The following is a 23,155-nucleotide window of genomic DNA, read 5'->3' on the forward strand; positions in this document are numbered from 1 at the left end:
GCGTTACTTGAGGTTGATGGTGGTGTTAACTGGTCCGCCCACTTCGCTCTCGTCGAACCAACGCTGGATGACAGTCTTGGTCTGAGTGTAGAACTGCACCACCTGTTTGCCGTATGGGCCAAGGTCGCCGAGCTTCGAAGCGCGCGAGCCGGTAAAGGAAAACATCGGAACCGGCACCGGAATCGGTACGTTGATGCCCACCTGGCCGACGTCGATCTCTTCCTGGAAATGCCGCGCCGCGGCGCCGGAGCGGGTGAAGAGGGCGGTGCCGTTGCCGTTGGGGTTGGCGTTGATCAGTTCGATGGCCTCGTCGAGGGTGTCGACCTGCATCACGCAGAGCACCGGGCCGAAGATTTCTTCGCGGTAGATGCTCATCTCAGGCTTCACTCCGGAGAAGATGGTCGGCGCAACGAAGTTGCCTTTGTCGTAACCGGCGATCTGTGGATTGCGCCCATCGAGTACCAACTCGGCACCTTCCGAAACGCCGCGCTCGATCAGCGAGCTGATGCGATCAAGCGCTGCGCAAGAGACAACCGGACCGAGATCGGTATCGTTTTCGGCACCCGCGTTGACTTTCAGGGTCTTGGCCTTGGCCACCAGATCGGGCAACCAGTTCTGCGCCTCGCCGACCAGAATCAGCACCGACAATGCCATACAACGTTGACCCGCCGCGCCGAACGCTGCGCCAAGCAGGTTGTTGAGCGTCTGCTCCTTGTGCGCATCGGGCAGGATGATGCCGTGGTTCTTGGCGCCCATCATGCATTGCACACGCTTGCCGGCCTGGCTGGCGCGGTTGTAGACATGGGTGCCGACCTTGGTCGAGCCAACGAAGGAAACGGCCTTGATGTCCGGGTGATCGCAGATCATGTTCACTGCATCGGCGCCACCATGGATGACGTTGAGCACGCCCGGCGGCACACCGGCTTCCATCGCCAGTTCGGCCAGGCGCATGGTCACCATCGGGTCCTGCTCGGATGGCTTGAGCACGAACGTATTTCCCGTGGCGATGGCCATCGGGAACATCCACAGCGGAATCATCGCCGGGAAGTTGAACGGCGTGATGCCGGCACAAACGCCCAGCGGTTGCAGCAGCGTATAGGTGTCGACGCCAGTGGCGACGTTGTTGGCCAGCTCGCCCAGCTGCAGGTTGCCGATGCCAGCGGCGTGCTCGACGACCTCCAGTCCGCGGAACACATCGCCCTCGGCGTCGGGCAGGGTCTTACCCTGTTCGGCGGTAAGAATTGCCGCCAGCTCTTTCATGTTTTCCCGAATCAGCTGCTGGTACTTGAGGAAGATCCGCGAGCGCACACCGATGGGCGTCTTGCGCCAGGTCTTGAAAGCTTCCTTGGCGCTGGCAACGGCGGCGTTCATCTCCGCTTCAGTGGCGAAGGGCACGCGGGCCAGCACTTCCTGGGTCGCCGGGTTGACGATGTCGCGCCACTCGCTGGTGGACGACTCGACCAGCTCACCGCCGATCAGGAGTTTGACTGTGGGTATGGCACTTGACGGGGTCATGGCGTGGTCCTAGCGATTGTTGTTATTGGATACGTCTGTCCTGATCCTAGAGTGCAAATTTCTCAGTATCAATGAGGCTTGCCGCATAGTGCATCTGCAAAAATACACGTCATGCTTGCGCGCGTTGACAGGGCGCTGATTCGCTGCGGCTTGAACGACTATAGATGTTGAGGCTGGATAATTCTGGCGAAGCGGTAGTCGACAGGCCTGATGGACTGCGATGAAGCGCTATCGGATGTGATGGCTACTGACATGGCTGCTCGATGCGATGATGCGTGCGAGTCGCGGGTCAGGCGTGTCGGCGTCCAGTCGGACGGGGAACCAGATCGGGGGCTTGCGCAGACCGGATGCGCAAGCCCCCGCTGAAGTGCAGGGGTGTTGGGCCATTGCACGCGCTATCGAGCAAGACGGCGAGTGTGACGTACCGCTAGACCGCGTATCCCAGCACGCGCGGTAGCCACAGCGCGATTTCAGGGAAGACAGCCACCAGCACCAGTGCGCTTCCCATCACCAGTACGAACAGCATGGCCCAGCCGACCGTTTGCTCCAGACGGATCTTGGCGACTTCGGCCGTGACCATCAGGTTGATTGCAACCGGTGGCGTGAACTGGCCGATGGCGATGTTCATCGCCAGCAGAATGCCGAACCACACCGGATTCCAGCCGAAGTGCTGCATCACAGGAATCAGAATGGGCATTAGGATCAGGTAGATGGAGATAGCGTCCAGCAACATGCCGGCCAGCAGCACGGCGATCATCACCAGAATGATCAGTACCGTGCCGTTGTCCGATAGCGAAATCAGCCATTCGGCCAGATGACGGAACGTGCCGAGCATCGTCCCGGCCCAGGCGAAGATGCCGGCCAGAGCGATGATCAGCATGACCACGCCAGAAATCACCGCAGCCTCGCCGCAAAGCCGCCAGAGGTTGCGCCAATCCAGTTCGCGAGTGACGAACAGGCCGATCAGTACGCCGTAAGCCACGCCGGCTACGGCCGCTTCGGTCGGCGTGAACAGGCCGCTGCGCAGGCCGCCGAGGATCAGCACTGGCGCGAACAGTGCGGGCAACGCCTGGCGGAAGCTTTCGCCCAAGGGAGGTCGCTCGGTATCTTCCGGATTTTCCCAGCCATAACGCCTGGCCAGCAGCCAGGCCGGCAGCACCAGTACCAAGCCGGCGATGATTCCCGGAAACAGGCCCGCAGCAAACAGCGCACGCAGGTCCACGCCGGGTACGACGATGGAATAAAGGATCAGCGCGATGGACGGCGGAATCAGGATGGCGGTGGAAGCCGAGGCGGCAATTAGCGTGGCGGAGAACGGCTTGGGATAGCCCGCGCGAGTCATGCTCGGCAGCATCACCATGGCGACCGCCGCAGCATCGGCCGGGCCCGAGCCGCTCATTCCGCCCATGATCAGGCACACCAGGATCGCAACCATCGCCAGGCCGCCATGACGTGGGCCGATCACTGCCTGGGCGAAGCGCACCAGACGCAGCGCTACGCCGGATTTCTCGAATACCAGACCGGTGAGTATGAACAATGGAATGGCAATCAGCGGGTACTTGGCGACGCCGTTGTAGGTATTGGTGCCGAGCGTTGCCAACATGTCCGGCGAGAGCCCGGCAAGAATGCCGATCGCGCCCGACAACGCCAGAGAAAATGCCACCGGCACGCCGATCAGCAGCAACAGCAGGAAGCTTGCGAGCATCCAGAAATCAGGGCTCATCAGAGAGCCTCCCGCGCAGTCGGTCGACGGTCATTTGAGTAAGGCGCACCGCCATCGACAGAGCCAGCAATGGCAGCCAGACCACATACCACCAGTTCGGCAGGCCAAGGCCGGGAGACTCCGATTCCCATTGATACTCTTCCAGCGCGAACTGGCCCCCGAACCAGACCACCAGACCCAGCACCATTATGCTGGCGAGCCATTGAAGGAGGATCAGGGATGTGCGCAAGCGCGGAAAGAGGCGCTCGATCAAGCCAATGCGAATGTGGCGGTTACTGCGCATTGCCACGGAGGCGCCGGCAAAGGTCAGGATGACCAGCAGAAAGACAGAAAGCTCTTCAGTGAAAGCAAAGGAAGCATCGGTGAAATAACGCACCACTACGTTGGCCAAGCTGATCAGGCTGATAAATATCAGCGCCAGCGTGCCCAGTACGCGCTCCAGGCGCGCGTCCTTTCGATTGTTCATGGATTTCCTCGAATCCCGGCGGCACGGTGCCGCCGGGTAGAACGGTTTACTCAGCGATGGCCGCGCGCGCCGCCTCGATCAGCTCTGCGCCGATCTTCTGCGTCCACTTCTCATGCACGCTGCGAGTCGCGTCGACGAACGCTTGGTGCTCGGCATCAGACAGTTCGGTGACCTCGACGCCGCGGGCGCGGATGTCTTCCAAGCGCTTGGCCTCGCTACTGCGCGACAATTCGATCTCCCATTTGCCTGCGTCGATGGCAGCCTGACGCAGCAGTTCGCGATCGGCTTCGGGCAGTTGTTTCCAGACGCGCTGATTGACCGCGAAGATCAGCGGGTCGGCCATGTAGTGCCAAAGTGTCAGGTATTTCTGGCCAACCTGATCAACGCGCGCGACGTCGAACACCGCCAGCGGGTTTTCCTGGCCATCCACCGCGCCAGTGGTGAGCGCTGGCTTGGCATCGGCCCAGCTCATCTGGGTCGGGTTGGCGCCCAATGCGGTGAAGGTGTCCTGGAACAGCGGGGAACCAACTACCCGAATCTTCAGGCCGGCAAGATCGGCTGGGGTTTTCACCGGCTTGGATGAGTTGGATATTTCGCGAAAACCGTTCTCACCCCAGGCCAGTGGAACGATGCCGCGCTTCTCGATGGCGGCGAAGGCCTGCTTGCCGGCGTCGCCTTGGGTGATGGCGTCAAGATCGGCGCTATCGGCCATCAGGAAGGGCAGGGAGAACAGGTTCAGCTCCGGCACCTGAGGCGACCAATTGATGGTCGAGCCGACCGCCATGTCGATCAGCCCGGAACGCATGGCGGAGAATTCCTTGGTTTGATCCCCAGCGACCAGTTGCGCGTTGGGGTAAACGCGTAAGGTAATTTCGCCTCCGGAGCGTTCCTCGACCAGATCGGCCCATTTTTGCGCCGCCTGGCCCCACGGAAAGGCATCGGACAGCACGGTGGAAACGGAATATTCGCGGGCCGAAGCGGCGAAGGTGGCAGACAGGGCCGCAGCGGCAGCCAGCGCGGTAAAGCAACGGGTCAGTTTCATGAGGCGTCCTTGTTCGGATCGATCTTGGTTTTATTTAGCGAACGACCGGGCGCTGGCGGGCAGCGACGGGTGTAACGATAGCGGGTCGGCCATCGAACGCGCGGGTAGCGCGAAAGGACGCGGCGAGCTGCGGGAGGTGGGCGCAGCGAATATCGAAGGGCGTCACGAGCGCCGAATGCCTTGTGAGCGAGCGGCGTACCAGCCGCAACGCGACAGGTCGGACAACTATCGCAGAAGGTGTCACGGAGCGCTATTGCCGGTTCTGGTTAGACGCAACGGCGGATCATCAGGCATCGCGCAACAAGTCGTGGGCGTTGAGGAGACTGAAGGCGATTTCCGGGCGCTTCTGTAATGCCCGTCGAATCGCGGCGGGAATCGACTGGCGCGTTTTACGACACAGCCCAGGCAGCTCGGCTATCTCAATGCGGATGCCGCGCATGCTGCGCACTTCGTTGTGTCCCGGCGCGATCTCCACGCGAATGCCCAATTGCTGGTGCATCCGCTGCTGCATGCGCTCGAGGTCGCCCATGCTGGTCAGGTTCTCCAGCCGCTCCAGCAGCCGATTCTCTTCATGGAGGGTCAAGCGAAGGATGCGCGCATCGCTTTTGGGCTTGTCCAACAACTGCTCTCGGCCGCAGTTGCAAGCGGTGGGTGGGCAGGGTTGGCGGATCTGAACCGAGGCTGTCATGGCGCTGATCATAGTAAACGGCACACGGCGTTGCCTATCGATCTTAATTGAACCGTCCGTTGTTCCCGCCAGCGCTGTACCTGCCGGCACCGAGTAGCGCGATAGCGATCGAACCGAAGAGGAACATGCCTTGTAATTCGAGCGCCCAGCCACCCATCTGGCCGAGCGAAAAAAGCTCCTGCATATGCGCCAAGGTAAAGGCTACTGCCATATTGCCAACCATAAGTACCGCCCCAACACGTGTGAACAGACCGATGATCACCAGCACGGGCCCGACCACTTCCCCAAGGTAGACGCCATAAGCGAGGAGCGTGGGCAGCCCATGGCTTTCCAGCATCCCCTCAATACCGCCTATGCCGTTCTGCAGTTTCGATATTCCATGCAACAAGATCAGCACACCAACCGATACTCTCAGTACCAGCTTCCCAATATCTTCAGTCATGTTCGAACCATCCAGTAGAGCACCCATGCTCTGGTATCTAAGACAGTAGACCAGCCGTGGTACTGCTGCATGTGCACTGACTGTATTTCCCCGTGATGCGTCGTTCGATGCGTGAGCAGCAAACTTAAGGATTCCGCCGGGCGGAACGCTTCCCTTTATTGTGACTGCATCCAATAGCCGGAAACGGGACAGTTGCTTCGCCTACGACCTTCAGTTGGTCGTAATGCCTGTGCCGAATGGCTCCAGTTGGCGCTGGGGCATCCGGTCGCGCTTTTCCGCCGAAATCGCCTTTTAACTCGTGGCAAAGCTCCGTTTGATTGTGCCCTGACGAGCGGGGTGACTTCTATGATTCGAGCCACTAGAATGCTTGCCCATTCTGGGGCCGGAACGCCGGCTTATGTCTGTGCAACGAGGAAAATCCATGCAAGTTTCTGTTGAAAGCACCTCCGCTCTTGAGCGCCGCATGACCATTGGCGTGCCGGTCGAGCGCATCGAGAACGAAGTCAACAAGCGTCTGCAACAGACCGCCAGCCGTGCAAAGATCCCAGGTTTCCGCCCCGGCAAGGTGCCGATGAGCGTCATTCGTCAGCGTTATGAAGCTGCCGCACGCCAGGAAGCGCTGGGCGATCTGATCCAGGCCACCTTCTACGAAGCCGTGGTAGCCGAGAAGCTGAACCCCGCTGGCGCGCCTGCCGTCGAGCCGAAAGTGTTCGAGAAGGGCAAAGATCTGGAATACGTCGCGACTTTCGAAGTTTTCCCCGAGTTCAAGGTTGCCAGCTTCGAAGGCGTCGAGATCGAGCGCATGCAGGCCGAAGTGGCAGATGCCGACGTCGACAACATGCTCGAAATCCTGCGCAAGCAGAACACTCGTTTTGAAAAGGCCGACCGTGCTGCCGAAGACGGCGATCAGCTGAACATCGATTTCGTCGGCAAGATCGACGGTGAAGCCTTCGCCGGTGGTTCGGCGCAAGGCACCCAGCTCGTGCTGGGATCCGGTCGCATGATTCCAGGCTTCGAATCCGCGCTGGTTGGCGCCAAGGCTGGTGAAGAGCGGGTCATCACCCCGACTTTCCCGGAGGACTACCAGAATCTCGACCTCGCCGGCAAAACTGCCGAATTCACCGTTACCGTAAACAGTGTCGAGGCCCCTCAGCTGCCGGAACTGAACGATGAGTTCTTCGCTCAGTTCGGCGTACAGGAAGGTGGTCTCGAAGGCTTCCGTACCGAAGTGAAAAAGAACATGGAGCGCGAGCTACGCCAAGCCATCAAGACCAAGGTCAAGAACCAGGTCATGGAAGGGCTGGTCAGTTCCAATCCGATCGAAGTCCCGAAAGCACTGATCGACAACGAGGTGAACCGTTTGCGCGTTCAGGCCGTTCAGCAGTTCGGCGGCAACATCAAACCTGACCAACTGCCGGCGGAGCTGTTCGAAGAGCAGGCCAAGCGCCGTGTCGTGCTGGGCCTGATCGTCGCCGAAGTGGTCAAGCAGTACGAGCTCAAGCCTGATGACGCACGTGTTCGCGAACTGATCGAGGAAATGGCTTCCGCTTACCAAGAGCCGGAGCAGGTCGTGTCCTGGTACTACAAGAACGACGAGCAATTGAACGAAGTCCGTTCTGTTGTGCTCGAAGAGCAAGTTGTAGATACTGTCCTGCAGCAGGCTAAAGTGACCGACAAATCGGTCTCCTACGAAGAAGCAGTGAAGCCTGCGGAAGCTCCGCAAGCTGCCTGAGTCTCTTCACCGTTTATATGCATTCATAAGCCAGCCTCGTGCTGGCTTATGTCTTTGCGGCATGACATAGGGAGTTTCGTTGGAAATGTCCGGCAATCCGTTTATGCAAGCACCAGATATCCAAGCGGCTGGCGGCCTGGTGCCGATGGTCATCGAGCAGTCTGCTCGTGGCGAGCGCGCGTATGACATCTATTCCCGTCTCCTGAAGGAGCGGGTGATCTTCATGGTCGGCCAAGTGGAAGATTACATGGCCAACCTGATCGTTGCGCAGATGCTGTTCCTCGAGGCGGAAAACCCCGAGAAGGACATTCACCTGTACATCAATTCCCCCGGTGGTTCGGTTACTGCAGGCATGTCGATTTACGACACGATGCAGTTCATCAAGCCCGACGTTTCCACGATTTGCATCGGTCAGGCCTGCAGCATGGGCGCCCTGTTGCTGACGGGCGGCGCAGCGGGCAAGCGTTACTGCTTGCCGCATTCGCGCATGATGATTCACCAGCCGCTGGGTGGTTTCCAGGGGCAGGCGTCTGACATCGAAATTCACGCTCGCGAAATTCTCACGATTCGCGAGCGGCTGAACAAGGTAATGGCTGCACACACTGGCCAGCCGATGGAAGTGATTGCGCGCGACACCGACCGTGACAACTTCATGAGTGGCGAAGAAGCTGTCAAGTACGGCCTGATCGACCAGGTCTTGGCCCAGCGGCAGATGGCAGTCTGATCACACCGCCCGGCGATATCCGGCTGTAGCGTGGGCTTGAAAAAGCCCACGATTGCCTTCATCTTGTGTTTCAAGCCTTCCCCGATTGGATCGATCGAATGACTGACACCCGCAACGGCGAGGATTCCGGCAAGCTGCTCTATTGCTCTTTCTGCGGCAAAAGCCAGCATGAAGTACGCAAGTTGATTGCCGGACCCTCGGTCTTTATCTGCGACGAGTGCGTCGACCTGTGCAATGACATCATCCGTGAGGAGGTGCAAGAGGCACAGGCTGAAAGCAGCGCGCAAAAACTGCCCGCACCCAAAGAGATCAGCGGCATTCTCGACCAGTACGTCATTGGTCAGGAGCGCGCCAAGAAGATCTTGGCAGTGGCTGTTTACAACCATTACAAGCGACTCAACCAGCGCGACAAGAAGGAAGAAGTCGAACTGGGCAAGAGCAACATTTTGCTGATCGGGCCGACCGGTTCGGGTAAGACGCTGCTCGCCGAGACGCTCGCACGGCTGTTGAATGTGCCGTTCACCATTGCCGACGCCACCACCCTCACCGAGGCGGGCTACGTAGGCGAGGACGTTGAAAACATCATTCAGAAGCTGTTGCAGAAATGCGATTACGATGTCGAGAAGGCTCAAATGGGCATTGTCTACATCGATGAGATCGACAAGATTTCCCGCAAGTCAGACAACCCTTCGATTACCCGCGATGTGTCGGGCGAAGGTGTACAGCAGGCACTGCTCAAACTGATCGAAGGTACGGTCGCTTCGGTTCCGCCGCAGGGTGGTCGAAAGCATCCGCAGCAGGAGTTCCTGCAGGTCGATACGCGCAATATCCTATTCATCTGTGGCGGTGCGTTCGCTGGTCTGGAGAAGGTTATCCAGGGCCGCTCGACCCAGGGCGGCATCGGCTTCAATGCCGAGGTTCGCAGCAAGGATCCGGGCAAGAAGATCGGTGAGTCGTTGCGTGCCGTGGAGCCTGACGATCTGGTCAAGTTCGGCCTGATTCCAGAGTTCGTCGGTCGTCTGCCGGTCATTGCGACCCTCGATGAGCTGGACGAGGCGGCGCTGATTCAGATCCTGACCGAACCCAAGAACGCGCTGACCAAACAGTATGGGAAGTTGTTCGAGCTCGAAGGCGTAGATCTCGAGTTCCGTACCGATGCACTCAAGGCCGTGGCTAGTCGTGCCTTGGAGCGCAAGACCGGAGCGCGTGGTCTGCGTTCGATCCTGGAAGGCGTGCTGCTCGATACCATGTATGAAATTCCTTCGCAGAAGGATGTCAGCAAGGTGGTCATCGACGAAAGCGTCATCGAAGGGACTTCCCAGCCGCTGCTTATTTACGAGAGCAGTGAGCCGCCTGCGAAGGCTGCGCCGGACGCGTAACATAACAAGGGGCCTCCGGGCCCCTTTGCTTTTCTGCCCCCGCCTTGTTTTTTGCCCTGCACGCCCTCATCTTGATTGCCAGGGTGTTTCCCGTTCACCGCCGTATGGCCGTCGTAGAGCTGAATTTATGAAGACAACCATCGAATTGCCCCTTTTGCCACTGCGCGACGTCGTGGTTTACCCGCACATGGTGATTCCGCTGTTCGTTGGCCGAGAAAAGTCCATCGAGGCGCTCGAATCCGCCATGGCTGGTGACAAGCAAATACTGCTGCTGGCCCAGAAAAACCCGGCCGATGACGATCCGGCTGAAGACGGGCTTTACCGTGTAGGCACGGTTGCGACCGTGCTGCAGTTGCTCAAGCTTCCGGACGGCACCGTCAAGGTTCTCGTTGAGGGCGAGCAGCGTGGCGTCATAGATCGCTTTTACGACGTGGACGACCATTGTCGCGCTGAGGTGTCGTTGATCGATGAGTCCGACATCGAAGAGCGCGAAGCGGAAGTTTTCACTCGCAGTCTGCTGAGTCAGTTCGAACAGTACGTTCAGCTTGGCAAGAAGGTCCCTACCGAGGTGCTTTCATCGCTTGCCAGCATCGATGAGCCGGCGCGTCTGGTCGATACCATGGCCGCGCATATGGCGCTTAAGATCGAGCAAAAACAGGCGATTCTCGAAATCATCGATCTGCCGGCCCGGGTCGAGCACGTACTGGCGTTGCTTGATGCCGAAATCGATCTGCTTCAAGTGGAAAAGCGAATTCGCGGCCGCGTAAAGAAGCAGATGGAGCGAAGCCAGCGTGAGTACTATCTGAACGAGCAGATGAAGGCCATTCAGAAAGAGCTGGGCGATATCGACGAAGGTCATAACGAAATCGATGACCTGAAGAAGCGCATCGAGAATGCTGGCCTGAGCAAGGATGCCCACGCCAAGGCGACGACCGAGCTGAATAAGTTAAAGCAGATGTCGCCGATGTCGGCCGAAGCGACTGTCGTGCGGACTTATATCGACTGGCTGGTAAATGTACCGTGGAAGGCCGCGAGTAAGGTGCGTCTGGATTTGGCGAAGGCTGAGGAAGTGCTCGACGCCGACCATTACGGTCTCGAGGAGGTCAAAGATCGCATTCTTGAGTACCTTGCTGTCCAGAAACGCGTGAAAAAGCTCAAGGGGCCGGTGCTCTGCCTGGTCGGCCCGCCGGGCGTGGGTAAGACTTCGCTGGCGGAGTCCATTGCGCGTTCCACTAACCGCAAGTTCGTGCGGATGGCGCTGGGTGGGGTGCGGGACGAGGCTGAGATCAGAGGCCATCGGCGTACCTATATCGGTTCGATGCCTGGCCGGTTGATCCAGAAGATGAGCAAGGTCGGCGTGCGCAATCCGCTATTCCTGCTCGATGAGATCGACAAGATGGGCAACGACATGCGTGGCGATCCGGCGTCCGCGTTGCTTGAAGTGCTAGACCCCGAGCAGAACCATAATTTCAACGACCATTACCTCGAGGTCGACTATGACCTGTCCGATGTGATGTTCCTTTGTACTGCGAACTCCATGAATATCCCGGCTCCATTGCTGGATCGTATGGAGATCATTCGTCTTCCGGGGTACACCGAAGACGAGAAAATCAACATCGCGATTCGTTACCTGGTTCCGAAGCAGATACAGGCCAACGGACTGAAAAAGACCGAGCTGCTGTTCGAGGAAGAGGCGATCCGCGACATCATCCGTTATTACACTCGCGAGGCGGGCGTTCGCAGCCTGGAACGCCAAGTGGCGAAGGTCTGCCGAAAAGTGGTCAAGGAACATGCTGCGGAGAAGAGCTTCGAGGTGACGGTTACCGCCGAATCGCTCGAGCATTTCCTTGGCGTTCGCAAGTTCCGCTACGGGCTTGCCGAACAGCAGGATCAGGTCGGCCAAGTGACGGGGCTGGCCTGGACCCAGGTTGGCGGCGAGCTGCTGACGATCGAGGCCGCCGTGGTGCCTGGCAAGGGCCGGTTGACCAAGACGGGTTCGCTCGGTGATGTAATGGGTGAGTCGATCACCGCGGCGCTTACGGTCGTGCGTAGCCGAGCCAAAAGTCTGGGTATCCCGGTGGATTTTCACGAGAAGCAGGATATCCATATTCACGTGCCGGAAGGCGCAACGCCCAAGGATGGACCGAGCGCGGGGATTGGAATGTGCACAGCGCTCGTATCAGCGCTTACGCAGATTCCGGTTCGCGCCGAAGTTGCGATGACCGGAGAAATCACATTGCGTGGTCAGGTATTGGCTATCGGTGGACTGAAAGAGAAACTGCTCGCTGCGCATCGGGGTGGAATCAAGACTGTGATCATTCCCGAAGAAAATCAGCGTGATCTGAAAGAGATTCCTGAGAATATTAAGCAGGACCTGCAGATTAAACCGGTGAAGTGGATTGACGAAGTCCTCCAAATTGCGCTGCAATACGCGCCGGAGCCCTTGCCCGATGCGGCTCCCGAGATTGTTGCAAAGGACGACAAGCGCGAGTCTGATTCCAAGGAGCGAATCAGCACGCATTAGTCTGAAAGGCTTTGTTGACACATTTTCGCCGGCCTTGATATAAGCCGGCCCCTTGTGTCGTCGCTATTTCGACACCGCTTTGCTTACACCTAAAAATTAAAGATACGACTCAACAGAAATAAGGGGACTTAGAGTGAACAAGTCGGAACTGATCGATGCCATCGCTGCATCTGCTGATATCCCGAAAGCTGTTGCTGGCCGCGCGCTGGATGCAGTGATTGAATCCGTCACTGGTGCTCTGAAGGCTGGTGATTCAGTGGTACTGGTTGGTTTCGGTACTTTCGCTGTCAAGGAACGCGCCGCCCGTACTGGCCGTAACCCCCAGACCGGCAAGCCAATCGACATTGCCGCCGCCAAGATCCCAGGTTTCAAAGCCGGCAAAGCTCTAAAAGACGCTGTCAACTAAGCGTTTTCGATCCGGCCAGTTGTCAGTTAGCGCTGGCCCTGGCTTGGAGCGGTTAATCGAACAGGCACGGCCTGTTGCGTTCGGGCCTGGGGGATAAGGTCCAACCGCTCCAAAGCTCCAAGAGGCGCATCCCTGGATGCGCCTTTCTTTTTTCGGATTCCACCCGCGCTGCAACGATCATTGCGCAGCTGACTCCTGGGGGACGCATGCTTCAGAACATCAGGGACAATTCACAAGGTTGGATTGCCAAAACCATCATCGGCATCATCGTTGTGCTGTTGGCGCTTACAGGCTTCGAGGCCATCTTCAATAGCGCGGGCAACAGCCGAACGGCCGCGGAGGTCAATGGCGAAGAAATCTCGCAGGATGAGCTCAACCAGGCAATGAACATGCAGCGCCGACAGCTGACCCAGCAGTTGGGCGGTAACTTCGACCCTTCGCTGCTGGACGACAAGTTAGTCCGCGAATCATCTCTGCAAGCGCTGATTGATCGTGCGCTTTTGTTACAAGGCACTCATGAAGCCGATTTCGCCTTCTCCGAGGCTGCGCTCGATCAGCTGATACTGCAGACACCTGAGTTTCTCGTCGACGGCGTTTTCAACGCGTCACGGTTCGATCAGGTCATTCAGCAGATGGGCTATACTCGATTCCAGTTTCGCGAGCTGCTGAAGCAGGAAATGCTCATTGGGCAGCTGCGTGCCGGTATCTCTGGTTCCGGTTTCGTCACGGATGATCAGATCGAAGCCTTTGCTCGACTGGAGCAGCAAACTCGCGATTTCGCCACCATTACCGTGCCGGCAGATGCGACCGTGGTTGAAGTCAGTGACGATGAGGCGCGCGAGTACTACGAGCAGAACACGGATCGTTTCCGCTCGCCTGAGCAGGTCGTTCTTCAGTACGTCGAGTTGAAGAAGGAGTCTTTCTTCGATCAGGTCGATGTCTCGGACGAGCAAGTGGCGAATCTCTATCAGCAGCGCATCGCCAATCTTGCCGAGCAGCGCCGTGCGGCGCATATTCTGATCGAGGCCGATAACTCCAGCGACTCTGAGGCCAAGGCGAAGATCGACGAAATTGCCAAGCGCGTGTCCGCCGGTGAGGATTTCGCGGCATTGGCCAAGGAAACCTCCGACGACCCGGGTTCGGCCAACGAAGGGGGCGATCTGGGCTTCGCCGGCCAGGGGGTCTATGACCCGGCGTTCGAGGAAGCGCTGTATGCGCTCGAAGAAGGACAGGTATCAGCTCCGGTCCGGTCTGACTTTGGCTGGCATCTGATTAAGCTGTTGGGTGTGCAGTCGCCTGAAGTCCCTACGCTGGAGAGCATGCAACCGGAGCTGGTTCGTGAGCTCAAAGTGCAGCAGGTCGAGCAGCGTTTCGTCGAGGCAGCCAAGCTGTTGGAAGATACTGCGTTCGAGTCGTCCGATCTCGCCCAGCCGGCTCAAGAGCTCGGCTTGTCCGTGCATACGACCGAGGCGTTCGGACGTGAGGGCGGCGGCAGTGGTGTTGCAGCCAATAGGCAGGTTATCCAGGCGGCGTTCAGCGAAGAGGTTCTGATAGATGGCGCCAACAGCGGTGTCATCGAACTGGATCCGGACACCGTTGTTGCGGTGCGTGTGAAAGAGCATCTACAACCGGAAGTGCAGCCTTTCGATGAGGTAAAAGGCGACATCGTCGCTCAACTGCAGCGCAGCAAAGCGGCTGAACAGGCGCGTGAGGCAGGCGAGTCGCTGGTTGCCAGTCTGCGTGAAGGCGTGCAGGCTGAGCAGCAATGGCAGCCGGTAGAGGCTGCTTCGCGCAATCAGGAAGGCGTTGATCCGGCAGTGCTTCAGCAGGTGTTCCGGATGCCGAAGCCGGAGACGAATGAAACGCCGACTTACGGCAGCGTCCGGCTTCCCGGTGGGGACTTTGTAGTCGTTCGTCTAAGCGGAGTCAGCGAGCCGAACGCTGAACTGTCGGAGGAAGACAAGCAAAGCTATCGCCGTTTCCTTGCTTCGCGTAGTGGTCAGCAGGATTTTGCTGCCTACCGGCAGATGCTGCACGCCAACGCTGACATCGAAACCTTCTAATTCGATTCACTTAGGCGCAAAAAAACCCGCACTTGGTGCGGGTTTTTTATGGGCGCTGGTTCAGTCTTCGATCGCACCCATTGCGGTGGTATTGAAGCCACCGTCGACGTAGAGAATTTCACCACTGATACCGGAAGCGAGATCCGAGCAGAGGAACGCGCCGGCATTACCCACTTCTTCGATGGTGACGTTGCGACGCAGCGGTGTCTGCTTCTCGTTGGCTGCCAGCATCTTGCGGAAGCTTTTGATGCCAGATGCCGCCAAGGTGCGGATCGGGCCTGCGGATACGGCGTTGACGCGGGTGCCCTCTGGGCCGAGGCTACCGGCTAGGTAACGAACGCCTGCTTCAAGACTGGCCTTGGCCATGCCCATGACGTTGTAGTTAGGCATGGTGCGCTCGGCGCCCAGGTAGGAGAGGGTGAGGATGGCGCCGTTACGGCCCTTCATCATCGGGCGACCGGCCTTGGCCAGGGCGACCAGGCTATAGGCGCTGATGTCGTGAGCGATCTTGAAGCCATCGCGAGTGGTGACATCGGTGAAGTCGCCGTCGAGCTGATCGCCTGGTGCAAACCCGACCGAGTGAACGATGCCGTCCAGGCCGTCCCACTTCTTGCCTAGCTCTTCAAAGACCCGGACGATTTCATCGTCATTGGCGACGTCGCAGGGGAAGCACAGCTCCGGACCTGAGCCCCAGCCGGCGGCGAACTCTTCGACGCGCCCCTTGAGCTTTTCGTTCTGATAGGTAAAAGCCAGCTCAGCGCCTTCGCGATGCATGGCGGCGGCGATACCCGAGGCGATCGACAATTTGCTGGCGACGCCAACGATCAGTACGCGCTTACCGGTAAGAAAACCCATGTGCTTGTCCCTCTTCTGGTTGTTCAGCCGCTGGCACCATGAAGGCGGATTCCAGCAACTGCTGTGTATATGGATGTTGGGGGGTGGCGAAGATAGCCTCGGCCACTCCCTGTTCAACGACCTTGCCTTGCTTGACGACCATCATCTGGTGGCTCAGAGCTCTTACCACCGCCAGATCGTGGCTGATGAACAGGTAGGTCAGGTTGTACTTGGCCTGTAGCGAGCGTAGTAGCTCCACGACTTGCCGCTGTACGGTTCTATCCAGCGCTGAGGTTGGCTCATCGAGCAGGATCAGCTCCGGCTTGAGCACCAGGGCTCTGGCTATCGCGATACGCTGCCGCTGGCCCCCCGAGAATTCGTGGGGATAGCGGTGGCGGCTCTCCGGGTCGAGCCCAACCTCGACCAGCGCATCGATGATTGCCTGCGCCTGTTCCTCCGCATTGCCCATTCCATGAATGCCAAGCCCTTCGCCAACAATCTGGCCGACCGACATTCGGGGACTGAGGCTACCGAATGGATCTTGAAATACGACCTGCATTTGACGCCGCAACGGACGTACCAAACGTTGCGACATCTTCTCCAGTGCTTGACCCTGAAACCGGATTTCGCCATTGCTGGCTAGCAGCCGCAGGATTGCAAGCCCCAACGTAGATTTCCCCGAGCCGCTTTCCCCGACGATGCCCAGCGTCTGGCCCTTAGGCAAGCTGAAGGTGACGCCATCAACCGCTTTGATGTGATCGACGGTGTGCCTGAATAACCCCTTCTTGATAGGGAACCAGACGCGCAGATTATTCACTTCCAGCAGCGTCGGCGATGGTGCTTCAACTGTTACCGGACCGCCGCTCGGCTCCGCCGCAAGTAGCTCCCGGGTATAGGGGTGCTGTGGCGAACGAAACAATTCTTCGCAATGCGCTTGTTCGACGACGCGACCGCTCTGCATGACACATACACGATGAGCGATTCGGCGAACGAGGTTTAGATCATGGCTGATCAGCAACAGCGCCATGCCCAGGCGTGCCTGCAGATCCTTGAGCAGCTCCAGGATTTTCAACTGGACCGTTACGTCCAGCGCTGTGGTCGGTTCATCGGCGATGAGCAGTTCGGGTTCGTTCGCCAGCGCCATGGCGATCACCACACGTTGACGCTGACCGCCTGACAGTTCGTGCGGATAGGCACGAATACGCTTGGCAGGTTCTGGAATGCCGACCAGTTCGAGAAGCTCGAGGGTGCGTGCCGTGGCGGCTTTGCCGTTGAGGCCCTTGTGAATCTGCAGCACTTCATTGATCTGCTTGCCAACGGTATGCAGCGGATTCAGCGATGTCATCGGCTCCTGGAACACCATGGCGATGCGGTCGCCACGTATGCCACGCATGCGTTTTTCGGTTGCCTTGAGCAGGTCTTCACCGGAGTAGCGGATTTCACCGGCTGGATGTTGGGCGAGCGGGTAGGGCAGCAGGCGCAGGATCGAATGAGCCGTGACGGACTTGCCGGAACCGCTTTCACCCACCAGTGCCAGGGTCTCGCCCTTGCGGATATCGAAGCTAACACCTTCTACGACCCGCTGAACCCGGTCCCCGGTGGCGAACTCGACGGCCAGATCGCGGACCTCTATCAGATTCTCAGCCATGCTATTTCCTTGGATCGAAGGCATCGCGAGCGGCCTCGCCGATGAATACCAGCAGAGTCAGCATGACGGCCAACACCATGAATGCACTGATGCCAAGCCAAGGCGCCTGCAGATTCGCCTTGCCTTGCGCGACCAGTTCGCCCAGCGATGGGGCACCAGGCGGCAGGCCGAAGCCAAGGAAGTCCAAAGCGGTTAGCGTGCCAATTGCTCCGGTCAGGATGAACGGCATGAAGGTCATGGTCGACACCATCGCATTCGGAAGGATGTGACGGAACATGATTGCGCCGTTGCGCATGCCCAACGCCCGTGCAGCGCGGACGTATTCGAGGTTGCGTCCACGCAAGAACTCGGCGCGCACGACATCGACCAGGCTCATCCAGGAAAACAGCAGCATGATGCCAAGCAACCACCAGAAATTCGGCTGCACGAAGCTCGCAAGGATGATGAGCAGATAGAGCACCGGCAATCCGGACCAGATTTCCAGGACCCGCTGACCGACGAGATCCACCCAGCCGCCGTAGAAGCCCTGCAACGCACCGGCTACGACGCCTATCACCGAACTGATCAGCGTCAGGGTCAGCGCGAACAATACCGAGATGCGGAAACCGTAGATGATCCGGGCCAATACGTCGCGGCCCTGATCATCGGTACCCAGCCAGTTACTCCAAGATGGCGGGGCGGGCGCAGGCACCTGAAGGTCGTAATTGATGCTGGAGTGATGGAATGGAATCGGTGGCCAGATCATCCAGCCGTCCTTCTTTTCGATCAGCTCCTGAATGTACGGCCCCTTGTAATCGGCCTGCAGCGGGAATTCGCCGCCGAACACCGTCTCCGGATAGCGTTCGAATACGGGGAAATACCAGCCGCCGTCGAAGCGCACCACGATCGGCTTGTCGTTGGCAATCAGCTCGGCTCCGAGACTCAGCACGAACAGGGTGAGAAATATCCACAGCGACCACCAGCCGCGTTTGTGGGCTTTGAACAGGGCGAAGCGGCGCTGATTCAGCGGCGACAGCTGCATCTCAGGCCTCCCTGCTTTCGAAATCGATTCGCGGATCGACCAGTGTGTAGGTCAGATCACCGATCAGCTTGACCACCAAGCCGAGCAGGGTGAACAGGAAGAGGGTGCCGAACACGACGGGATAGTCGCGGTTGATGGCGGCTTCGAAGCTGAGCAGGCCAAGGCCGTCGAGCGAGAAGATCACTTCGATCAACAGCGAACCGGTGAAGAACATACCGATGAAGGCTGCTGGAAAACCCGCGATGATGATCAGCATTGCGTTGCGAAAGACATGGCCGTAGAGAACGCGATTCTTGCTCAGGCCCTTGGCTCGTGCCGTGATCACGTACTGCTTGTTGATTTCGTCGAGAAAGCTATTTTTCGTCAGCAGGGTCAGGGTCGCGAAGTTGCCGATGACCAGGGCCGTGACCGGAAGCGCCAAGTGCCAGAAGTAGTCGAGAATCTTGCCGCCCAGCGTCAGCTCATCGAAATTGCCCGAAGACAGCCCTCGCAACGGAAACCAGTTCCAGTAGCTGCCACCGGCAAACAGTACGATCAGCAGGATGGCGAACAGAAATGCCGGTATCGCATAGCCGATGATAATCGCCGAACTGGTCCAGACATCGAAAGGGCTGCCATGACGAGTCGCCTTGGCGATACCCAGCGGTATCGACGCCAGATACATGATCAGCGTGCTCCATAGCCCCAGCGAGATCGACACCGGCATCTTTTCGATGATCAGATCGGTCACCTTGGCGTCACGGAAGAAGCTTTCGCCGAAATCCAGGCGCAGATAGTTGCTGAGCATGATCCAGAAACGTTCCGGTGCCGGTTTGTCGAAGCCGTACAGACGTTCAATCTCCGCGATCAGGTCCGGGTCTAGCCCTTGCGCGCCCCGATAGCTGTTGCTGCCGGTAGCCACTTCAGAGCCACCACCTGCAATGCGGCTCGTCGCGCCTTCGAACCCTTCGAGTTTGGCGATCGCCTGCTCGACCGGCCCCCCAGGCGCGGCCTGGATGATGATGAAGTTGATCAGCAGAATGCCGAACAGGGTGGGAATGATCAGCAGCAAACGCCGGAAAATGTACGCCAGCATGCCTATCGCTCCGCTGCTCGGGTGGAGTCGCTGGCGTCTGATTCTGTGATTGGCTCTTGCGGATCGGGGCTGTCGACGTTGGGCTTGTGCCACCAGGTCATCAGGCCAATATCGTAACGAGGTGTCGTTTTGGGGTGAGCCAGATGATTCCAGTACGCCACACGCCAGGTCTTGATGTGCCAGTTCGGAATCACGTAGTGCCCCCAAAGCAGTACGCGATCCAATGCGCGGGTGCGGGTGATCAGCTCTTCACGCGAGTCGGCGGCGATCAGCTTTTCCACCAGCGTATCGATGGCTGGGTCCTTCAGCCCAATGAAGTTGCGGCTGCCGGGATTGTCCGCACTCGCTGAATGCCAGTACTCGCGCTGTTCGTTGCCCGGAGAGCTGGATTGGCCGAAACCGCTAACGATCATGTCGTAGTCGCGCGAGCGCAACCGGTTGATGTATTGAGATACGTCGACCCGGCGGATCTCCAGCTCGATCCCCAGACCGGCAAGGTTGCGCTTGTACGGGAGGAGCACCCGTTCGAAGTCGGCCTGTACCAGCAGAAACTCCAGTTTTACCGGCTTGCCCTCGGCATCCACCATGCGATCGTTTTCAATCTTCCAGCCAGCGTCGGTGAGTAGCTCGTAAGCGCGGCGCTGCTGCTCTCGGATCATGCCGTCGGCGTTGGTCTGCGGCAGTTCGAAGGATTTTTCGAACACCTCTTCGGGTATTTGGCCACGCAGGGGTTCGAGAATGCTCAGTTCGTTCTCGCTCGGCATGCCCGAGGAGGCGAGTTCCGAATTGTCGAAGTAGCTGGTGGTGCGGGTGTAGGCGCCGTTGAACAGCTGGCGATTGGTCCATTCGAAATCGAACAGCAGCGCCAGGGCTTCTCGAACCCTGATGTCTTGAAGGTGTTGTCGGCGAGTATTGAAGATGAAGCCCTGCATGCCTTGCGGATTGTGATTGGCGATCTCGTCCTTGATGATCCGCCCGTCTCGGACCGCGTCGGTATCGTAGGCGGTCGCCCAGTTCTTCGCGCTGGTTTCCAGCCAGTAATCGAAATGTCCGGCCTTGAAGGCCTGTAGCGCTACCGTGTTGTCGCGGTAGTAATCGTGGTGCACATGGTCGAAGTTGTAAAAGCCGCGGTTGACGGCTAGGTCCTTGCCCCAATAGTCCTCGACACGGGCATAGCGCACCGAGCGTCCAGCTTCCGCGCGTTCGATTCGATAGGGGCCACTGCCTAGCGGCGGCTCCATGCTGCCGGAGGTGAAGTCCCGCTCGGCCCACCAGTGCTTCGGCAGGACCGGTAATTGTCCGAGAATCAGCGGCAGTTCGCGGTTGCCGCCATGCTTGAAGTCGAAACGCACGCGGCGTGGACTTTCGGCCACGGCTTTCTCTACGTCGGCGTAGTAGCCACGGTAGTGCGGCGCGCCCTGGCTTATCAGCGTCTCGAAGGTAAATACGACATCTTCCGCCTCAACCGGCTCGCCGTCGTGAAAGCGCGCTTCGGGCCGTAGATGGAAGCGAACCCACTCATTGTTCGGGCCCTTTTCGATCTTTTCTGCCAGCAGGCCGTAAACCGTGAAAGGTTCATCCAGGCTGCTGGTCGTCAGAGTGTCGTAGATCAGGCCGATGTCGTCCGCAGCGACGCCTTTATTGATGAAAGGGTTGAGCGAATCGAAACCGCCGAAGCCTGCCTGTCGCAGCGTGCCGCCCTTGGGCGCATTGGGGTTGACGTAATCGAAGTGAGAGAAGTCAGCGGAATACTTGGCCGGCTCGTCGTACAGCGTCAATGCATGCCGGGGCGCCGCTTGGGCAACGCCCAGAAGGCATAACACGGCAAGGATTCCCGTATGCAGGATCGGTAATCGTATGTTTCTTGTCATTGAGCCTTCTCCAGATCCTTCAGCCACCAGGCACGCAACCCGAGAGTGTACGGCGGCGTGGTGACATGGGCGAACCGATTGCGGTACGCCAGGCGGTGGTAACTGATGTACCAGTTGGGGATGGTGTAGTGATTCCAGAGCAAAACGCGGTCGATGGCGCGCGCGGCGGCGATCTGCTCTTCTCTGGTTTTGGCCGCCAGCAATTTGCCGATCAGCTCATCGATCAATGGGTTGGCGATGCCGGCGTAATTGCGGCCACCTTTGACGTTCACCTGGCTGGAGTGGAAATACAGCCACTGTTCGAGGCCAGGGCTGAGGCTCTGACCCAGCGTTGTCAGAATCATGTCGTAGTCGTACTGATCCAGGCGCTGCTTATACTGCGCACTATCAACGGTACGCAAGCGAGCCTGTATGCCAATGCGAGCCATATTTTCCACGTAAGGCTGAAGAATGCGCTCTAGTCGCGGATTGACGAGCAGAATCTCGAACTGGAAAGCGCGGCCTGCGTGGTCGCGAAGACCATCAGCCGTCAGTTTCCAGCCAGCTTGATTGAGTAGGTTGAGCGCTTCGCGCAAGGTGTCGCGTGGAATACCGCGCCCGTCCGTTTTCGGCAGTTCGTAGGGCTCGGTGAATAGTTCGGCGGGCAACTGGTCGCGGAAAGGCGACAACAGCAACCATTCACCTCCTTTCGGTGTGCCGGTCGCCGCGAAGTCGCTGTTCGGATAGTAGCTTTCGCTGCGCTGATAAGCGCCATAGAACAGCGCGCGGTTGGTCCATTCAAAATCGAACATCATGCCCAAGGCCTGACGAATCCTGATGTCGGCAAAGGTCTGCCTGCGCCCGTTCATGAACAGCGCCTGCGTCTGGGTGGGGATCTGATGCGGGATTTCAGCGCGGATCACGTCACCGCGCAGAACAGCGGGAAACTGGTAACCGTTGGCCCAGTTCTTCGCCTGATGCTCGATGTAGAAGTCGAATTCGCCGACCTTGAAAGCTTCGAATGCAACCGTGCTGTCTCGATAGAACTCGACGTCGACACGGTTGAAATTGTATTTGCCGCGGTTGGCTGGAAGCTCCGCGCCCCACCAGTCCTTCACCCGCTCGAAGGTTACCCGGCGTCCCGGTTGCACCTCGCTGATGCGGTAAGGGCCGCTACCCAGTGGTGGCTCGAACGTCGTGGCGCGGAAATCGCGGTCTTTCCAATAATGTTGCGGCAGTACCGGTAGTTCGCCGAGGCGCATGATCAGCAGCGGATTGCCGGGCTTGTCGAATACGAAGCGAATCCGGTGGCGGTTGAGTATGTCGACGCGCTCGATGCCTTGCAGGTCGGTGCGAAAGCGCGGATGACCATCCTTGACCAGCAAACGATAGGAAAAGGCTACGTCATAAGCCGTGATCGGTTGGCCATCATGAAAGCGAGCCGAATCGCGCAGATTGAATACCACCCAGCTATGGTTGTCGCTGTACTCGATGGTTTCGGCGATAAGCCCGTAGGCCGAAGCAGACTCATCGCCGGAAGGATCATAAACGCCCGTTCCCACCATCAACGGTTCGTTCAGCTCACTGATGCCATATTGGAAGAACCCTGGCGTCGCGGTCGGGCTGGTCCCTTTGAAAGTGTAGGGGTTGAGCGTGTCGAACGTGCCTGAAGCCATTAATCGTACACGGCCCCCCTTCGGGGCATCGGGATTCACCCAGTCGAAGTGGGTGAAGTCTTTCGCATACTTGAGGGTGCCGAACTGGGCATAACCGTGGCTCTCGCTGATGGTCGCGAACGACGGAAAGCTAAATCCCAGGCAGCTCAATAACAATAGGATGGGTCGCATCAAACGGTGAATCCGATCCATGGCGCTTTCGGTCTTTTCGGCCGGCTACAGTAACAGCTTGTATCCGCTGGAAAAAGGCCGGCCATCTGGGCACACTGCCCGCTATAGCTGCCGTGGCGTTAGGGTCTGTTGACGTTTCGTTCGCGGCCGCGCCGAAGCCTGTTTTGGCGCGAAGC

18 protein-coding genes are annotated in these 23,155 nt (G+C 58.6%); 6 read left to right on the plus strand and 12 right to left on the minus strand.

Annotated features, from left to right (window positions below):
• Positions 1-3: 3 nt before the first annotated feature.
• The 6 genes from GYM54_RS02055 to GYM54_RS02080 form a co-directional block, all read right to left on the minus strand.
• The gene (locus GYM54_RS02055) at positions 4-1,515 is read right to left on the minus strand and encodes a CoA-acylating methylmalonate-semialdehyde dehydrogenase (RefSeq protein WP_181103811.1); all 1,512 of its coding nucleotides are present in this window, start codon (positions 1,513-1,515) and stop codon (positions 4-6) included.
• A 427-nt stretch (positions 1,516-1,942) separates the two neighbouring features.
• Positions 1,943-3,238, minus strand: a complete 1,296-nt coding sequence (locus tag GYM54_RS02060) for a TRAP transporter large permease (RefSeq protein ID WP_181103809.1) — start codon at positions 3,236-3,238, stop codon at positions 1,943-1,945.
• Positions 3,228-3,704 (minus strand): TRAP transporter small permease, encoded by a 477-nt coding sequence (locus tag GYM54_RS02065; RefSeq protein WP_181103806.1) that lies wholly within the window; start codon positions 3,702-3,704, stop codon positions 3,228-3,230. The genes GYM54_RS02060 and GYM54_RS02065 overlap by 11 nt, the downstream gene beginning before the upstream one ends.
• 46 nt (positions 3,705-3,750) lie before the next feature.
• Positions 3,751-4,746: a DctP family TRAP transporter solute-binding subunit gene (locus GYM54_RS02070; RefSeq protein WP_181103803.1), complete on the minus strand. Its 996-nt coding sequence runs from the start codon at positions 4,744-4,746 to the stop codon at positions 3,751-3,753.
• A gap of 286 nt (positions 4,747-5,032) precedes the next feature.
• Entirely contained in the window at positions 5,033-5,434 is a 402-nt protein-coding gene (locus tag GYM54_RS02075; protein WP_131648637.1) for a hypothetical protein, read from the minus strand.
• 43 nt (positions 5,435-5,477) lie between these two features.
• On the minus strand, positions 5,478-5,876 hold the full coding sequence (locus GYM54_RS02080) for a DoxX family protein (protein ID WP_181103800.1): 399 nt from the start codon (positions 5,874-5,876) through the stop codon (positions 5,478-5,480).
• 421 nt (positions 5,877-6,297) lie between these two features.
• On the opposite strand from GYM54_RS02080, the gene tig reads away from it, so the two are divergent.
• The 6 genes from tig (at position 6,298) to GYM54_RS02110 (ending at position 14,704) form a co-directional block, all read left to right on the plus strand.
• Positions 6,298-7,608, plus strand: coding sequence for a trigger factor (gene tig / locus GYM54_RS02085; RefSeq protein WP_181103798.1), 1,311 nt, complete (start codon positions 6,298-6,300; stop codon positions 7,606-7,608).
• An 85-nt stretch (positions 7,609-7,693) separates the two neighbouring features.
• Positions 7,694-8,332, plus strand: coding sequence for an ATP-dependent Clp endopeptidase proteolytic subunit ClpP (gene clpP, locus GYM54_RS02090; protein WP_131648640.1), 639 nt, complete (start codon positions 7,694-7,696; stop codon positions 8,330-8,332).
• Between the two features lie 98 nt (positions 8,333-8,430).
• Complete coding sequence (gene clpX, locus GYM54_RS02095) at positions 8,431-9,711, plus strand: ATP-dependent Clp protease ATP-binding subunit ClpX (RefSeq protein WP_131648641.1); 1,281 nt, start codon at positions 8,431-8,433, stop codon at positions 9,709-9,711.
• 127 nt (positions 9,712-9,838) lie between these two features.
• Positions 9,839-12,235: an endopeptidase La gene (lon, locus tag GYM54_RS02100; RefSeq protein ID WP_131648973.1), complete on the plus strand. Its 2,397-nt coding sequence runs from the start codon at positions 9,839-9,841 to the stop codon at positions 12,233-12,235.
• A gap of 133 nt (positions 12,236-12,368) precedes the next feature.
• On the plus strand, positions 12,369-12,641 hold the full coding sequence (gene hupB / locus GYM54_RS02105) for a nucleoid-associated protein HU-beta (protein ID WP_019339231.1): 273 nt from the start codon (positions 12,369-12,371) through the stop codon (positions 12,639-12,641).
• A 206-nt stretch (positions 12,642-12,847) separates the two neighbouring features.
• Positions 12,848-14,704: a SurA N-terminal domain-containing protein gene (locus GYM54_RS02110; RefSeq protein WP_197444737.1), complete on the plus strand. Its 1,857-nt coding sequence runs from the start codon at positions 12,848-12,850 to the stop codon at positions 14,702-14,704.
• A gap of 60 nt (positions 14,705-14,764) precedes the next feature.
• Here the strand turns inward: GYM54_RS02110 and fabI are convergent, their stop codons facing one another.
• Genes fabI through GYM54_RS02140 form a run of 6 tightly spaced genes read right to left on the minus strand, consistent with a single transcriptional unit; the run spans position 14,765 to position 22,979 of the window.
• Complete coding sequence (gene fabI / locus GYM54_RS02115) at positions 14,765-15,559, minus strand: enoyl-ACP reductase FabI (protein WP_181103792.1); 795 nt, start codon at positions 15,557-15,559, stop codon at positions 14,765-14,767.
• Positions 15,540-17,186, minus strand: coding sequence for an ABC transporter ATP-binding protein (locus GYM54_RS02120; RefSeq protein ID WP_181103789.1), 1,647 nt, complete (start codon positions 17,184-17,186; stop codon positions 15,540-15,542). Before GYM54_RS02120 ends, fabI begins: the two co-directional genes overlap by 20 nt.
• A 1-nt stretch (position 17,187) precedes the next feature.
• On the minus strand, positions 17,188-18,207 hold the full coding sequence (locus GYM54_RS02125) for an ABC transporter permease (RefSeq protein ID WP_181103786.1): 1,020 nt from the start codon (positions 18,205-18,207) through the stop codon (positions 17,188-17,190).
• 1 nt (position 18,208) lies between these two features.
• Positions 18,209-19,282 (minus strand): microcin C ABC transporter permease YejB, encoded by a 1,074-nt coding sequence (locus GYM54_RS02130; protein ID WP_181103783.1) that lies wholly within the window; start codon positions 19,280-19,282, stop codon positions 18,209-18,211.
• Positions 19,283-19,284: 2 nt separating this feature from the next.
• Entirely contained in the window at positions 19,285-21,153 is a 1,869-nt protein-coding gene (locus GYM54_RS02135; RefSeq protein WP_181103780.1) for an extracellular solute-binding protein, read from the minus strand.
• Positions 21,150-22,979, minus strand: coding sequence for an extracellular solute-binding protein (locus GYM54_RS02140; RefSeq protein ID WP_181103777.1), 1,830 nt, complete (start codon positions 22,977-22,979; stop codon positions 21,150-21,152). Before GYM54_RS02140 ends, GYM54_RS02135 begins: the two co-directional genes overlap by 4 nt.
• Positions 22,980-23,155 lie beyond the last annotated feature (176 nt).

The sequence above is a fragment of the Pseudomonas sp. MTM4 genome (assembly GCF_019355055.1).
Taxonomy (GTDB): Bacteria; Pseudomonadota; Gammaproteobacteria; order Pseudomonadales; family Pseudomonadaceae; genus Stutzerimonas.

Excerpts from the sequence above, each read along its gene's own strand:
- GYM54_RS02140 (WP_181103777.1), bottom strand. The coding sequence starts at position 22,979 with ATGCGACCCATCCTATTGTTATTGAGCTGCCTGGGATTTAGCTTTCCG.
- GYM54_RS02070 (WP_181103803.1), bottom strand. The coding sequence starts at position 4,746 with ATGAAACTGACCCGTTGCTTTACCGCGCTGGCTGCCGCTGCGGCCCTG.
- GYM54_RS02080 (WP_181103800.1), bottom strand. The coding sequence starts at position 5,876 with ATGACTGAAGATATTGGGAAGCTGGTACTGAGAGTATCGGTTGGTGTG.
- GYM54_RS02060 (WP_181103809.1), bottom strand. The coding sequence starts at position 3,238 with ATGAGCCCTGATTTCTGGATGCTCGCAAGCTTCCTGCTGTTGCTGCTG.
- GYM54_RS02125 (WP_181103786.1), bottom strand. The coding sequence starts at position 18,207 with ATGCAGCTGTCGCCGCTGAATCAGCGCCGCTTCGCCCTGTTCAAAGCC.
- lon (WP_131648973.1), top strand. The coding sequence starts at position 9,839 with ATGAAGACAACCATCGAATTGCCCCTTTTGCCACTGCGCGACGTCGTG.
- clpP (WP_131648640.1), top strand. The coding sequence starts at position 7,694 with ATGTCCGGCAATCCGTTTATGCAAGCACCAGATATCCAAGCGGCTGGC.
- GYM54_RS02075 (WP_131648637.1), bottom strand. The coding sequence starts at position 5,434 with ATGACAGCCTCGGTTCAGATCCGCCAACCCTGCCCACCCACCGCTTGC.
- fabI (WP_181103792.1), bottom strand. The coding sequence starts at position 15,559 with ATGGGTTTTCTTACCGGTAAGCGCGTACTGATCGTTGGCGTCGCCAGC.
- GYM54_RS02110 (WP_197444737.1), top strand. The coding sequence starts at position 12,848 with ATGCTTCAGAACATCAGGGACAATTCACAAGGTTGGATTGCCAAAACC.
- GYM54_RS02120 (WP_181103789.1), bottom strand. The coding sequence starts at position 17,186 with ATGGCTGAGAATCTGATAGAGGTCCGCGATCTGGCCGTCGAGTTCGCC.
- clpX (WP_131648641.1), top strand. The coding sequence starts at position 8,431 with ATGACTGACACCCGCAACGGCGAGGATTCCGGCAAGCTGCTCTATTGC.
- GYM54_RS02130 (WP_181103783.1), bottom strand. The coding sequence starts at position 19,282 with ATGCTGGCGTACATTTTCCGGCGTTTGCTGCTGATCATTCCCACCCTG.
- tig (WP_181103798.1), top strand. The coding sequence starts at position 6,298 with ATGCAAGTTTCTGTTGAAAGCACCTCCGCTCTTGAGCGCCGCATGACC.
- GYM54_RS02135 (WP_181103780.1), bottom strand. The coding sequence starts at position 21,153 with ATGACAAGAAACATACGATTACCGATCCTGCATACGGGAATCCTTGCC.
- GYM54_RS02055 (WP_181103811.1), bottom strand. The coding sequence starts at position 1,515 with ATGACCCCGTCAAGTGCCATACCCACAGTCAAACTCCTGATCGGCGGT.
- GYM54_RS02065 (WP_181103806.1), bottom strand. The coding sequence starts at position 3,704 with ATGAACAATCGAAAGGACGCGCGCCTGGAGCGCGTACTGGGCACGCTG.